Consider the following 12,172-nt stretch of genomic DNA (forward strand, 5'->3'; position numbering starts at 1 on the left):
GGACAGTCTGGCGGGAATCACCGCCCCGCGGCGGCCGTTTCCGCCGAGGACAGTCACCCCCGAGGCCCGAGGAGGCCCGCCGTGTACGGCGACGCAGCGACCATCCGCAGGATCCTGACCGAGCTCGGCGACACCTGGGCCGTCGTCGGCCTCTCCTCGAACCGGAGCCGGGCCGCGTACGGCGTCGCGGAGGTGCTGCGGCGCTTCGGCAAGCGGGTCGTGCCCGTCCATCCCAAAGGGGAGACGGTGCACGGCGAGCGCGGCTACGGCTCCCTCGCGGAGATCCCCTTCCAGGTGGACGTCGTCGACGTCTTCGTCAACAGCTCTCTCGCCGGACCGGTCGCCGACGAGGCGGTGGCCACGGGCGCGAAGGCCGTCTGGTTCCAGCTCGGCGTGATCGACGAGGCCGCGTACGAGCGGACCAGGACGGCGGGACTCGACATGGTGATGGACCGGTGCCCGGCGATCGAAATTCCCCGTCTTCGCTAGCTGTCTCATCCTCTTCTCGTTTATCACTGGTGAATACAGGCATTCCCACCGGCCTGCTGACCTGTACGAAGAGTGTTGCCTTCGCCACGCATGCCGAGGGTCAAGATTTGGGCAACAGTCTTTTCCTGGCGCGTGACGTCTCCCTAACCTGTGGCGTCTTCCCCGTTAAATCCGCGCTCAGAACCAGCGAGGCCCCTGCACATGGTGAACGTTGACCGTGCCGTGCCGACGACCAAGAACGATCCCGGCGGCCTGAGGAGGGACGTCGGTCTGATCGGACTGATGTGGGCCTCCGTGGGGTCCATCATCGGCTCCGGATGGCTGTACGGAGCCGAGAAGGCGGTCGTGGTGGCCGGTCCCGCAGCGATCATCTCGTGGGTGATCGGCGCGGTCGCGATCGTGCTGCTGGCCCTCGTGCACGCCGAGCTCGGCGGCATGTTCCCGGTGGCGGGTGGCACGGCCCGCTACCCGCACTACGCCTTCGGCGGCCTGGCCGGCATGTCCTTCGGCTGGTTCGCCTGGCTGCAGGCGGCGACCGTGGCCCCGATCGAGGTCGAGGCCATGATCGGCTACGCCGGTCACTGGAAGTGGGCCCAGGGCCTGCAGCACACCGACGGCACGCTGACGACCAGCGGTTTCCTCACCGCCGTCCTTCTGATGGCCGTCTTCGTCGGGGTCAACTTCTTCGGTGTCCGGGCTCTCGCGCACACCAACAGCGCCGCCACCTGGTGGAAGATCGCCGTCCCCCTTGCCGCGATCTTCATCATCGCCGTGGGCAACTTCCACCCGGCCAACTTCACCTCGGAGGGCTTCGCGCCGTTCGGCGCCAAGGGTGTCCTCGGCGCCATCAGCTCCAGCGGCATCATCTTCGCCCTGCTGGGCTTCGAGCAGGCGATCCAGCTGGCGGGCGAGAGCCGTAACCCGAAGCGCGACCTGCCGCGGGCGACCCTCGGCTCGGTCGCGATCGGCGCCGTGATCTACATCCTCCTGCAGGTCGTGTTCATCGCCGCGCTGCCGCACGCCTCCTTCGCGCACGGCTGGGCCAAGCTCGACTTCGCCGGCATCAGCGGCCCCTGGGCGGGCCTGGCGACCCTGGTGGGCCTGGGCTGGCTGGGCTGGGTGCTCTACGTCGACGCGATCATCTCCCCCGGCGGCACCGGCCTGATCTACACCACCGCCACCTCCCGCGTCTCCTACGGCCTGGCCAAGAACGGCTACGCGCCGAAGGCGTTCGCCAAGACGGACGCGCGCGGCGTGCCGTGGTTCGGTCTCGCCATGTCCTTCGTGACCGGTGTGGTCTGCTTCCTGCCCTTCCCGAGCTGGCAGGAGCTGGTCGGCTTCATCACCTCGGCGAGCGTGCTGATGTACGCGGGCGCACCGCTGGCCTACGGCGTCTTCGCCGACCGCCTGCCGAACCACGAGCGTCCCTACCGGCTGCCCGGCGGCAAGATCATCTCGCCGCTGTCCTTCGTGGTGGCCAACCTGATCATCTACTGGGCCGGCTGGGACACCCTGTGGCGGCTGGGCTTCGCGATCGTCCTCGGCTACGTGCTGCTCGGCAGCTACGCCTGGTACGCCACCAGCAAGGGACGGCCCGACGCGCCCCGGCTCGACTTCCGCGCCGCGCAGTGGCTGCCGGCCTACCTGGTGGGCCTGGGCCTGATCTCGTGGCAGAGCACCTTCGGCGGTCAGGGCAACATCCCGCTGTGGTGGGACATCCTGGTCGTCGCCGCCTTCTCCGTGGTCATTTACTACTGGGCCCGGGCGACCGCCTCGAAGCCCGAGGAGATCGAGCGCAGCATCGAGGAGGTCGTGCTCACCGACGCTCCGGCGCACTGACCCGCCCCCGTACCGATGCGGTGTCCCGTCCGCCACGGCTCCCCGGCCGCGGCTGACGGGACACCGTCATAATGCTCGGGTGCCGCTGCCCTCACCCCACCCCCGTTCCCCCTCCGCGGAGCACCGTCCGGTCGTCGTCGTGGGCGCCGGGCCCGCCGGGCTCACCGTCGGCAGCATCCTGCGGGCCGCCTCCGTCGACTGCGTGGTCCTGGAGACCGAGAGCCGGGAGTTCACCGAGACGCGGCCGAGGGCCGGCGTCGTCGAGGAGTGGGCGGTGCGCGAGCTCGGGCGGCGCGGGCTGGCCGAGGACCTGCCGGTCCGGGCCCAGGCGCACACCGAGTGCGAGTTCCGCTTCGGCGGCGAGCGGTACCGGTTCCCCTACACGGACCTGACGGGCCATCACCACTACGTGTATCCACAGCCGTTGCTGGTGACCGACCTGGTGCGCGAGTACGCCGACGTCCGGAGCGGCGACATCCGCTTCGGCGTGCGGGACGTACGGCTGCACGACCTCGACACGGACCGGCCCTCGGTGTCGTACCTGTGCCCGGAGACGGACGAACGCCGGGTGATCCGCTGCGCGTTCGTCGCGGGCTGCGACGGGGCGCGCGGCGTGACGAGGAACGCGCTGCCGGCCGGGCGGGCCCGGATCGCGCGGCACGACTACGGCATCGGCTGGCTGGCGCTGCTCGCCGAGGCGCCGCCGTCGTCCGACTGCGTCCTGTTCGGCGTCCATCCGCGCGGCTTCGCCGGGCACATGGCGCGCAGCCCCGAGGTCACCCGCTACTACCTGCAGTGCCCGCCCGGCGACGACCCGGAGAACTGGGGAAACGAGCGCGTCTGGACCGAGCTGCGGGAGCGGCTGGGCGCGGCGGGCGCGCCGCCGCTGACGGAGGGGCGGCTGATCGAGAAGCGCGTGCTGGACATGCACGACTACGTCGTCGAACCGCTGGTGTTCGGGCGGCTGTTCCTCGCCGGTGACGCCGCCCACGTCACCGCGCCCATCGCGGCCAAGGGCATGAACTTGGCCCTGCACGACGCCTTCCTGCTCGGCGACGCGCTCGCCGCGTTCCTCACCGGGGGCGACGGCGGCGGGCTGGACGGCTACTCGGCGGCGTGCCTGCGGCGAGTGTGGGACTACCAGGAGTTCTCGCAGTGGCTGTCCGGCATCTACCACGGAGCCGCCTCCGGCGACCCCTACCGCGCGGGCACCACGCTGGCCCGGCTGCGCCGCCTGTTCACCTCACCGGCCGCGGCCGCCGCGTTCGCGGAGCAGTACCTGGGCACGGCCGCGCAGTACTGAGGCACGTACGCAGGCACGCGGGCATGACCTCCGTCAGTCGTGCACCGGCCGGTCGCTCAGCCGGTGGTCCGCCACGTTCAGCGCCTCGTCGACGAGGCGGCGCAGATGGCCGTCGCGCAGCGAGTAGACCACCCGGCGGCCCTCCTTGCGCGTGTTCACCAGCCCCGCGAGCCGCAGCCGGGCCAGGTGCTGGCTGACGGCGGGCCGGGCCGCCCCGCAGGCCGCCGTGAGGGTCGTGACGTCGGCCTCCCCCGCCGTCAGGGCGTGCAGCAGGGCGAGGCGGGTGCGGTCGCCGAGCAGGGCGAGGAGTTCGGCGGCGAGCGCGAACTGTTCCTCGCCCGGGGTGCGCGGGTGCGCATGGTGCGCAGGTGACAGGTGCATGCGTGCGCTCATACGCACATAATGGCTCTGTGGACTGCCGTACGTCCACTTCCCGCACCGAAAGGGGAACCACGTGAGCGACCGGCACCCTCACCATCCTCACCACGAGCACCACCACCGGCCCTCCGCCCGTCACCGCCTCGCCCACCTCCTCACCCCCCACTCCCACGAGACCGCCGACAAGCTCGACCCGGCGCTGGAGTCGAGCGCGCGCGGCATGCGCGCCCTGTGGGTCTCGCTGGCCGTGCTGGGCGCGACGGCGCTGGTGCAGGCGGTCGTCGTGGGCGCCTCCGGGTCGGTGGCACTGCTCGGCGACACGGTGCACAACGCCGCGGACGCGCTGACCGCCGTACCGCTGGGCATCGCCTTCGCGCTCGGCCGGCGCGCCCCGACGCGCCGCTTCACCTACGGATACGGGCGGGCCGAGGATCTCGCGGGCATCGCGATCGTGCTGACGATCGCCGCGTCGGCGGCCTTCGCGGCATGGGCGGCGGTGGACCGGCTGCTGGACCCGCGGCCCGTCGCGCACGTCCCGGCCGTCGCCGTGGCCGCGCTGGCCGGGTTCGCGGGGAACGAGTGGGTGGCCCGGTACCGGATCCGGGTGGGCCGCGCGATCGGCTCGGCCGCGCTGGTCGCCGACGGTCTGCACGCCCGTACGGACGGCTTCACGTCACTGGCCGTGCTGGCCGGCGCCGGAGGGTCCGCCCTGGGGTGGCAGTTGGCCGACCCGCTCGTGGGGCTGGCGATCACGGCGGCGATCGCGCTGGTGCTGCGGGACGCGGCGCGCGAGGTGTTCCGGCGGGTGATGGACGCCGTCGACCCGGCGCTGGTGGACCGGGCCGAGCGGGCGCTGCGGGAGGTCGCGGGCGTGCGGGAGGTCGGCGAGCTGCGGCTGCGGTGGATCGGGCACCGGCTGCGGGCGGAGGTCGCCGTCGTGGTGGACGGCGAGGCGACGGTCCGCCAGGCGCACGCGGTCGCCGTCGAGGCCGAGCACGCCCTGCTGCACGCCGTCCCGAGGCTCACCGCGGCCCTCGTGCACGCGGATCCGGCACCCGCTCCGGGCGAGGCGGACCCGCACCTGCCGCTGGCCCACCACCTGACGGTCTGACCTCGGGACGGCCCCAGCCCCTCCAGCACCACCGCCCCCGGCAGCTCGGCGAAGGTGGCAGTGTCGGCCCACTGCGGGTCGGTGTCGACGTAGCCGATCCGCTCGGCGGGGACGCTGCCGTTCCGGTGGCGTACGGCGTCGGCGACCGGGCGGGTCAGTTCCCGAGGGCGTCCGGGGCGGGTGTGGCGTGGTCGAGGTGTCCGATGGGCGCGTCCGGCACGCCGGCAAAGCCGTCCGGGCGCCTCAGTGCACGGGCGGGACGGAGACGGCCATGACCATCTCCATCGGGACGTCGCCCTGGTTGCCGTACGTGTGCGGGGTGTCGGCCTCGAAGGAGACGCTCGCGCCTGCCGGGACCCGGTACTCCACGCCGTCGACGGTGAGCGTCAGCTCGCCCGCCGTGACGTGGACGAGCTCGACCGTGCCGGTGGGGTGCGGGTCGGAGGGGCTGCGCTCGCCGGGCATCAGGTGCCAGTCCCACATCTCCAGCGGGCCGGGGGCCTCGGTGCCCGCTAGGAGCCGGTTGTAGCTGCCCGCGTCGGTGTGCCACAGCCGTACGGCCTGGTCGGCGGGGACGATCCGGACCTTGGGGCCCTGCTCGTAGTCGAGCAGCGTGGTGATGCTGACGCCGAGCGCGTCGCCGATCTTGACGACCGTGCCGATGCTGGGGTTGGTGCGGGCCTGTTCGATCTGGATGAGCATGCCGCGGCTGACTCCCGCGCGGCCGGCCAGCGTGTCCAGGGTGAAGCCGCGCTCAGTGCGCCAGCGCTTGACGTTGCGCGCCAGGGACTGGGTCAGCAGGTCGAGGTCCGACACATCACGTCCAAGAGTCCGGTCCGGCCCGGTTCACCACCGGTCCAATATGATAGATGACAGAGTTCACTTCACTGAACTACGGTGGGGTGCACCCGATCGTTCACCGAACTGTACTGCGAGGCGGCCCGTGACAGCATTCTTCGCCCTGACCACCAGTCTCCTGTGGGGGCTGGCCGACTTCGGCGGCGGGCTGCTGACACGACGTACACCGGCGCTGACGGTGGTCGTCGTCTCGCAGGCGATCGCGGCGGCCGTGCTGGGCGCGATCGTGGTCGCCACCGGCGGCTGGAGCGAGGCAGGCCCGCGCCTGTGGTTCGCCTTCGCGGCGGGCCTGGTGGGCCCGGTCGCGCTGCTCTCGTTCTACAAGGCACTGGCGCTGGGGCCGATGGGCGTGGTCTCACCGCTCGCCACCCTCAGCGTCGCCGTCCCCGTCGGCGTCGGCCTCGTCCTCGGCGAGCGCCCCGGCCTCACGCAGGTCGCGGGCATCGCGGTCGCCGTCGCCGGTGTGGTCCTCGCGGGCGGGCCGCAGCTGCGGGGGGCGCCGGTGCAGCGGCAGACGATCCTGCTCACGCTGGTCGCGGCGCTCGGCTTCGGCACGGTGTTCGCGCTGATCGCGGAGGCTTCGACCACCGTGACCGGCCTGTTCCTGGCGCTGTTCGTGCAGCGCGTGACGAACGTCGCCGCGGGCGGCGCCGCGCTGTACGTCTCCGTGAGGCGGGGCGGCTCCGCGCTCCCGGCGGGCGGCTTCCCCTGGGCCTCGCTGCCGGCGCTCTCGTTCGTCGGCCTCGCCGATGTCGCCGCCAACGGCACCTACTCGGTCGCCGCCCAGCACGGCCCGGTCACCGTGGCCGCCGTACTCGCCTCGCTCTACCCGGTGGTGACCGCCCTGGCCGCCCGCGGCTTCCTCAGCGAACGGCTGAGGGCGGTCCAGGCTGCGGGCGCGGGCCTGGCCCTGCTGGGGACACTGCTGCTCGCGACGGGCTGAGAGTCCCGAAGGGGGATCCGAGTCAGCCCTCGGTCTCCAGCTCGGCGAGCCGGGCCGCGCCCTCCTCGTCCAGATCCGCCAGCGCCAGCAACTGCTCGGGGGTGACGCCTTCCGGAATCGGCACCGGCGGCGGGGTCCGGAGCGGGGGCTGCCAGCCCTCGGCCGCGGTCCAGCGCCGGACGACGCGGGCGGGCGCGCCGGCCACCACGGCGTGGTCCGGCACGGTCCCGCGGACCACCGCGCCGGCGGCCACGACCACGTTCCGGCCGATCCGCGCGCCCGGCAGGACCACCGCGCCGGTGCCGATCCAGCACCCCGGTCCGATCTCCACCGGGTCCATCCGCGGCCACTGCTTGCCGATGGGCTCGTGCGGGTCGTCGTAGGAGTGGTTGGTGGACGTGACGTAGACGTACGGCCCGAAGTAGCAGTCGCTGCCGATGGAGACCGTCGTGTCGGCGATGACGTGGCTGCCGCGGCCGAGGACGACGCCGTCGCCGATGCGCAGGATGGGTTCGGGGCCGAGGTCGAGGTCGGGCATGAGGCCCGCGGTCAGGGTGACCTGCTCGCCGATGATGCAGTGGGCGCCCAGGTGGATCCAGGGCTCGCCGAAGACCGTGCCCAGCGGGAAGGCCAGCCTGGTACCCGTTCCCATCGCGCCGAAGCGCAGCCGTCCCGGGCTCTCGGCGGTGACGGAGCCCGTGCGCTGCACCCACGCCCAGCCCGCGTGCACGGCGCGCTGGAGGAGGCGGCGCCGCCAGGAGGAGAACGAGAACGTGTTCTTGGGCTCGGGCACCCGCTCACGGTACTCAGCGCGCGGTCCGCCCAAGAGGTAGGAGTGCTGTGATCTTCACCCCACCGGGTGGCGTACGGTGCGGAGGTACCCGACGACGAGGAGAGGGCGATGACGCACAAGGCGCTGATCGTGGGCATCGGCGGCAGGGAACCCAAGGTCGACCCGCAGGCGTTCGTGGCGCCCACGGCTTCCCTGATCGGGGACGTGACGGTGGAGGCGGGGGCGAGCGTCTGGTACGGGGCCGTGGTGCGCGGGGACGTGGAGCGGATCACCGTCCGGGCCGATGCCAATGTCCAGGACAACGTGACGCTGCATGCCGACCCCGGGTTTCCGGTCAGCGTCGGGGAGCGGGTGTCCATCGGGCACAACGCCGTGGTGCACGGGGCCACCGTCGAGGACGACTGCCTGATCGGTATGGGGGCGACCGTGCTCAACGGTGCGGTGATCGGAGCGGGGTCGCTGGTCGCCGCGCAGGCGTTGGTGCCGCAGGGGATGGTCGTGCCGCCGGGGTCGCTGGTGGCGGGGGTGCCGGCGAAGGTCAGGCGTGAGCTGACCGGGGAAGAGCGTGAGGGGGTCACGCTCAACGGCACCCTGTACGCGGAGTTGGCCAAGACGCACCATGAGGTGCACCAGGACTGAGCCCTAGTCGGCGGCCGGAACGGGTTCCGGTTCGGCTTCCTGGCTCTCGGCCGCCGCCTTCTTCGCCTTGCGCTTCAGCACCAGCATCGACGTCACGCCGATCAGGACCGCCACCACCAGGCCCAGATACGAGAACCGCTTGAGCCAGTCCTCGGCGACGACTCCGACGTAGTAGATGACCGCGGTCGTGCCGCCCGCCCAGCAGATGCCGCCGAGGAGGTTGGCGATGAGGAACTTCCAGTACGGCATGTGCAGCACGCCGGCGAGCGGGCCCGCGAAGATGCGGAGCAGGGCGACGAAGCGGCCGAAGAAGACGGCCCACATGCCCCACTTCTCGAAGGACCGCTCGGCGGTGGCGACGTGCCCCTCGCTGAAGTGCCTGGGGAACTTCCTGCCCAGCCAGGCGAGCAGCGGGCGGCCGCCCTTGCGGCCGATGGCGTAGCCGATGGAGTCGCCGATGACGGCGCCGGCGGTGGCGCAGGCGCCCAGCACCACGGGGTTGACGCCGGAGTGCTGGGAGGACATCAGGGCCGCCGAGACCAGGATGATCTCGCCCGGCAGCGGGATGCCCAGGCTCTCCAGACCGATCACCAGGGCCACCACGGCGTAGACGGCGGCCGCGGGCACCGAATCGAGCCATTCCTGGACGTGCACCGCCGGTTCCTCCCCTGTCGTCCTCACAGCTGCGGACGGCACCCGTCGTGCGCGTCCTTCCCTGTGAAGGCTACCGGTTCACCGGCGGACTCCGACGCCTCTCGGTCCCGGCGGGCCACGAGACGGTAGGCGTTGGACAGGTGGAGGCGGTGGGACAGGGGCCGTACCGCCAGGCGGTCGACAAGGGTGGCGAGGGCCAGGGCGGGGACGCCCGCGAGCAGGGTCGCGGTGCGCAGACCGCGGCTGAGGGCGCCCGGCGGTTCGGGCAGCCAGGGGGCGTCCTCGCGCGGTGCGGTGTGGTCCAGGGCCAGCCAGACGGCGGCGAGCAGGTCGACCGGGTCGTGCGGCTCCGCGTGCTGCTCGGCGACCACCGTGAAGCCGAGGTCGGTGAGCCGCCGGCGGAGGTTGGCGACCGGCATGAAGTGCAGGTGCTGTGGCTGCAGCCAGGGCAGCCACCAGCGGCCGAGGATGCGGGCGTAGCGGCTCTCGGGGTCGGGGACCTCGATGAGCAGGTGGCCGCCGGGACGGAGGACCTGGTGGGCGGCGCGCAGCTCGCGGTCCGGGTCGGCGCTGTGTTCCAGGTAGTGGAACATGCTGACGACGTCGTAGCGGGCGGTGAGGTCCGGGGCCAGGCCGGGGAAGAGACCACGGTGGCCGTGCTCCACGCGGCCCGCGCGTTCGGCGAGTTCGACACCGTCGGTGAAGTCGAGCCCGTCGAAGGCCGTGCCGGGCAGCACGTCGCGGGCGGCCTCGCAGAAGTGGCCGTGGCCGGTGCCGACGTCGAGCCAGTTCTTCGGGGTGGGGTCGTGCGGCAGCATCGACTCCGCGCGACCCCGGTACATCTTCGTGCGGCCCCCGAAGGTGCCGCCCGTCTTCCGCTCACCGAGACCGTCGTAGAAGTCCCGGTAGTAGAACTCCAGGCCCGCCTCGTTCAGCGCCGGGTTCTGAAAGGTGTGCCCGCACTGCCGGCAGCGGTCGAGGAGGAAGCGGCCCGGTTTGTGCTGGAGCAGGTCGGTGGTGCGCAGCCGGCTGGTCAGTCGGTCCGAGCCGCACCAGGGGCAGGTGGTGCGCCGGGGCGCGAAGAAGCGGTCCGCACCGTCGGCCAGGTCGCACTGGTAGGCGGGACGCAGCGCGGCGATCCGCGCGGCGCGGTCGGTGCCCTGGGGTTCGTTGCTCATCGGGTCTCCTCCGGGCGTGCGTCGGCGGCCAGTCGCTCGAGGCGGGTGGCGGCGGCCGGGGCGCCGCCCGCCGCGCGGAAGGCCGCGCGGAGGCGGCCGGCCGCGGCGCGGTGGGCGGGTTCGTGGAGCACGGCGTCGAGGGCCGGGCCCAGCCGGGCCGCGGTGACCCGGCCGAACCGCACCCGGACGCCCGCTCCGGCGTCGGCGACCTGGGCCGCCACCACGGGCTGGTCGTCGCGGATGGGGGCGACGACGAGCGGGACACCGTGCCAGAGGGCCTCGCAGACGGTGTTGTGCCCGGCGTGGCAGACCACCGCGTCGACCCGTTCCAGGAGCGGCAGTTGGGGGACGGCGGGCAGGACCAGTACGTCCTTGTCGTGGTCGGTGGCGGCGAGGGTGCCGCCCGGGTCGGCCACCACCGCCTGCACCCGGTCGGCCCGCTCCCGCAGCGCGCTCACGCATGCGGCGAGGAAGCGCCCGCCCACGTCGGCGTTGGCGGTGCCGAGAGTGACCAGGACCTTCGCCCGTCCGGGGTCCAGCCACTCCCAGGGGAAGCCGGGCGCGGCCGGGCGGCCGGCGATCGAGGGGCCGACGTAGTGGATGTGGCCGCCCCGGGCGGCCGACGGGCCGGCGAGTTCGGGTGTGCTGAAGGCCAGCACCAGGTGGGGCGAGAAGCGCGGGTCGGCGTCGCCGGCCGGGTCGCCGACGCGGGCGCGCAGCTCGGCCAGGCGCGCCCGCAGCCAGTCGGCGACCTTGGGGATGCCGTCGTAGGCGCCGGTCAGCTCGGCGGAGGTGGTGGCGGAGGTGGCCCAGGGCAGGCCGAGGCGTTCGGCCACCAGGGCACCGGCGAAGGCCTGCTGGTCGGCGACGACGACATCGGGCCGGAACTCCTCGGCGGCCGTCCGCACCCCGGGCGCCATGGCGTCGGCGAGGGGCAGCAGGTACCCCTCCCACAGGAACTTCAGCGCCTCCGGGCCGCGCAGCCGCGGCGGGCGCGTGGCCGGGGCGAGTCCCGCGCACGCGAGGACGACGGCGTCCGGGCCCGCGAGCCGCCGTACCAGCCCGGGGTCCGGGCACGCCCAGGCCACCCGGTGGCCGCGCCCGGCGAGCTGGGCGGCGACGCCCACCGTCGGGTTGATGTGCCCGACCAGGGGCGGTACGACGAACAGGAACGCGCTCACCGGACGGCCTCGGCGCCCGCGGAGCGGATCAGGTCCAGGACGTGCCCGCCGACGGCCGTGGCCGCCTCCACCAGGACGGAGTGCTCGTGCCCCGGCAGCACCACGGACCGGAAGTCCGCGAGCAGCGCCTCCTTCAGCGGCACCAGCTCCACCAGGTCCGAGTCGCCGCCGTAGACGCCGAGGACGGGACAGCGTACGGCCCTGATCCCGTCCTCGGTGAGCACCCGGCTGGCGGGGATGTCCCGGCCGAGGGTGGTGTCCCGGGCGAGCCGTGCGGCGCCCTTGGCAAGGCGGGCGGTGTTGTGGCCGCGGTGCGCGGCGATCCAGGCGATCGCGTCGGGCTCGTTGTACGCCAGCTCGGTCACCACGCGGTCCAGGATGCCGCCGAGTTTCACCACCCAGGCCGCGGTCGCCGGTTCGGACTCGATGAGGGTGAGGCTGGCCGTGCGCTCGGGGTGGCGGGCGGCGTAACCGAAGGCGATCGTGCCGCCGTAGGAGTTGCCGACCAGGTGGACCGGGCCGCTGATCGCCAGCCGGTCGAGGAGTGCCTCGAGGTCGTCGATGTTGTGGTCGAGGGTGTAGCCGGTGGGCGGGCGCTCGCTGCGGCCGTGGCCGCGCAGGTCGTACATGACCACGTCGACGCCCGCGGCCGCGAACCGCGGGGCCACGGTGAAGTAGTAGCTGGCCAGGCTGTCGGTGAGCAGGCCGTGCACGAGCACGGCGGTGGCGACCGGGGTACGGCCGTCCTCGGGGCCCAGTCTCTGCACGTGCAGCCGGATGTCGCCGGTGTCGACCATGGCCATCCG

General features: G+C 73.1%; 13 protein-coding genes and 1 pseudogene. 6 read left to right on the top strand and 8 right to left on the bottom strand.

The genetic code is table 11. The features are described 5' to 3' along the window. Window positions 1-81 precede the first annotated feature (81 nt). The 3 genes from ACIBBH_RS25180 to ACIBBH_RS25190 all read left to right on the top strand — a co-directional run bounded on the left by ACIBBH_RS25180 (window position 82) and on the right by ACIBBH_RS25190 (window position 3,631). Window positions 82-489: a CoA-binding protein gene (locus ACIBBH_RS25180; protein WP_399408175.1), complete on the top strand. Its 408-nt coding sequence runs from the start codon at window positions 82-84 to the stop codon at window positions 487-489. A gap of 201 nt (window positions 490-690) precedes the next feature. Further along, window positions 691-2,328 (top strand): APC family permease, encoded by a 1,638-nt coding sequence (locus tag ACIBBH_RS25185; protein WP_399408177.1) that lies wholly within the window; start codon window positions 691-693, stop codon window positions 2,326-2,328. A 79-nt stretch (window positions 2,329-2,407) separates the two neighbouring features. Further along, complete coding sequence (locus ACIBBH_RS25190) at window positions 2,408-3,631, top strand: 4-hydroxybenzoate 3-monooxygenase (RefSeq protein WP_399408179.1); 1,224 nt, start codon at window positions 2,408-2,410, stop codon at window positions 3,629-3,631. Window positions 3,632-3,664: 33 nt separating this feature from the next. Here ACIBBH_RS25190 and ACIBBH_RS25195 read toward each other — a convergent pair whose 3' ends face one another. Further along, a complete protein-coding gene (locus tag ACIBBH_RS25195; protein WP_399408181.1) occupies window positions 3,665-4,024 on the bottom strand; it encodes an ArsR/SmtB family transcription factor in 360 nt (119 codons plus the stop codon). Window positions 4,025-4,085: 61 nt separating this feature from the next. On the opposite strand from ACIBBH_RS25195, the gene ACIBBH_RS25200 reads away from it, so the two are divergent. Beyond that, a complete protein-coding gene (locus ACIBBH_RS25200) occupies window positions 4,086-5,120 on the top strand; it encodes a cation diffusion facilitator family transporter (RefSeq protein WP_399408183.1) in 1,035 nt (344 codons plus the stop codon). Window positions 5,121-5,140: 20 nt separating this feature from the next. Here ACIBBH_RS25200 and ACIBBH_RS25205 read toward each other — a convergent pair. Together ACIBBH_RS25205 and ACIBBH_RS25210 are read right to left on the bottom strand one after the other, a co-directional pair. Further along, window positions 5,141-5,340 (bottom strand): annotated as a pseudogene (locus tag ACIBBH_RS25205) (hypothetical protein); the annotation flags it as partial. Between the two features lie 23 nt (window positions 5,341-5,363). Continuing rightward, window positions 5,364-5,936: a helix-turn-helix domain-containing protein gene (locus ACIBBH_RS25210; RefSeq protein ID WP_399408185.1), complete on the bottom strand. Its 573-nt coding sequence runs from the start codon at window positions 5,934-5,936 to the stop codon at window positions 5,364-5,366. Window positions 5,937-6,063: 127 nt separating this feature from the next. Here ACIBBH_RS25210 and ACIBBH_RS25215 point away from each other — a divergent pair, with 127 nt between their 5' ends. Then, on the top strand, window positions 6,064-6,921 hold the full coding sequence (locus ACIBBH_RS25215; RefSeq protein WP_399408187.1) for an EamA family transporter: 858 nt from the start codon (window positions 6,064-6,066) through the stop codon (window positions 6,919-6,921). A gap of 22 nt (window positions 6,922-6,943) precedes the next feature. Here ACIBBH_RS25215 and ACIBBH_RS25220 read toward each other — a convergent pair whose 3' ends face one another. Continuing rightward, window positions 6,944-7,747 carry an acyltransferase gene (locus ACIBBH_RS25220; RefSeq protein ID WP_399408189.1) on the bottom strand — a complete coding sequence of 268 codons (804 nt, stop codon included), beginning with the start codon at window positions 7,745-7,747 and terminating at the stop codon, window positions 6,944-6,946. A gap of 75 nt (window positions 7,748-7,822) precedes the next feature. Between ACIBBH_RS25220 and ACIBBH_RS25225 the strand changes: the two genes are divergently transcribed. Then, window positions 7,823-8,353, top strand: a complete 531-nt coding sequence (locus tag ACIBBH_RS25225; protein ID WP_399408191.1) for a gamma carbonic anhydrase family protein — start codon at window positions 7,823-7,825, stop codon at window positions 8,351-8,353. Window positions 8,354-8,356: 3 nt separating this feature from the next. On the opposite strand, the gene ACIBBH_RS25230 is transcribed toward ACIBBH_RS25225, so the two are convergent. From ACIBBH_RS25230 to ACIBBH_RS25245, 4 genes are read right to left on the bottom strand one after another with little or no spacing between them, the layout of a single operon-like run. After that, entirely contained in the window at window positions 8,357-9,007 is a 651-nt protein-coding gene (locus ACIBBH_RS25230; protein ID WP_399408193.1) for a DedA family protein, read from the bottom strand. A 23-nt stretch (window positions 9,008-9,030) separates the two neighbouring features. Continuing rightward, window positions 9,031-10,185: a class I SAM-dependent methyltransferase gene (locus ACIBBH_RS25235; RefSeq protein WP_399408195.1), complete on the bottom strand. Its 1,155-nt coding sequence runs from the start codon at window positions 10,183-10,185 to the stop codon at window positions 9,031-9,033. After that, entirely contained in the window at window positions 10,182-11,366 is a 1,185-nt protein-coding gene (locus ACIBBH_RS25240) for a glycosyltransferase (RefSeq protein WP_399408197.1), read from the bottom strand. The genes ACIBBH_RS25235 and ACIBBH_RS25240 overlap by 4 nt, the downstream gene beginning before the upstream one ends. Beyond that, entirely contained in the window at window positions 11,363-12,169 is an 807-nt protein-coding gene (locus tag ACIBBH_RS25245) for an alpha/beta fold hydrolase (RefSeq protein WP_399408199.1), read from the bottom strand. The genes ACIBBH_RS25240 and ACIBBH_RS25245 overlap by 4 nt, the downstream gene beginning before the upstream one ends. Window positions 12,170-12,172: the final 3 nt, after the last annotated feature.

The organism is Streptomyces sp. NPDC051636 (genome assembly GCF_044453765.1).
Taxonomy (GTDB): domain Bacteria; phylum Actinomycetota; class Actinomycetes; order Streptomycetales; family Streptomycetaceae; genus Streptomyces.

What these genes read in the sequence shown, in the direction of transcription:
- ACIBBH_RS25185 (WP_399408177.1), top strand. Translation starts at nt 691, where the DNA reads ATGGTGAACGTTGACCGTGCCGTGCCGACGACCAAGAACGATCCCGGC.
- ACIBBH_RS25195 (WP_399408181.1), bottom strand. Translation starts at nt 4,024, where the DNA reads ATGAGCGCACGCATGCACCTGTCACCTGCGCACCATGCGCACCCGCGC.
- ACIBBH_RS25225 (WP_399408191.1), top strand. Translation starts at nt 7,823, where the DNA reads ATGACGCACAAGGCGCTGATCGTGGGCATCGGCGGCAGGGAACCCAAG.
- ACIBBH_RS25235 (WP_399408195.1), bottom strand. Translation starts at nt 10,185, where the DNA reads ATGAGCAACGAACCCCAGGGCACCGACCGCGCCGCGCGGATCGCCGCG.
- ACIBBH_RS25245 (WP_399408199.1), bottom strand. Translation starts at nt 12,169, where the DNA reads ATGGCCATGGTCGACACCGGCGACATCCGGCTGCACGTGCAGAGACTG.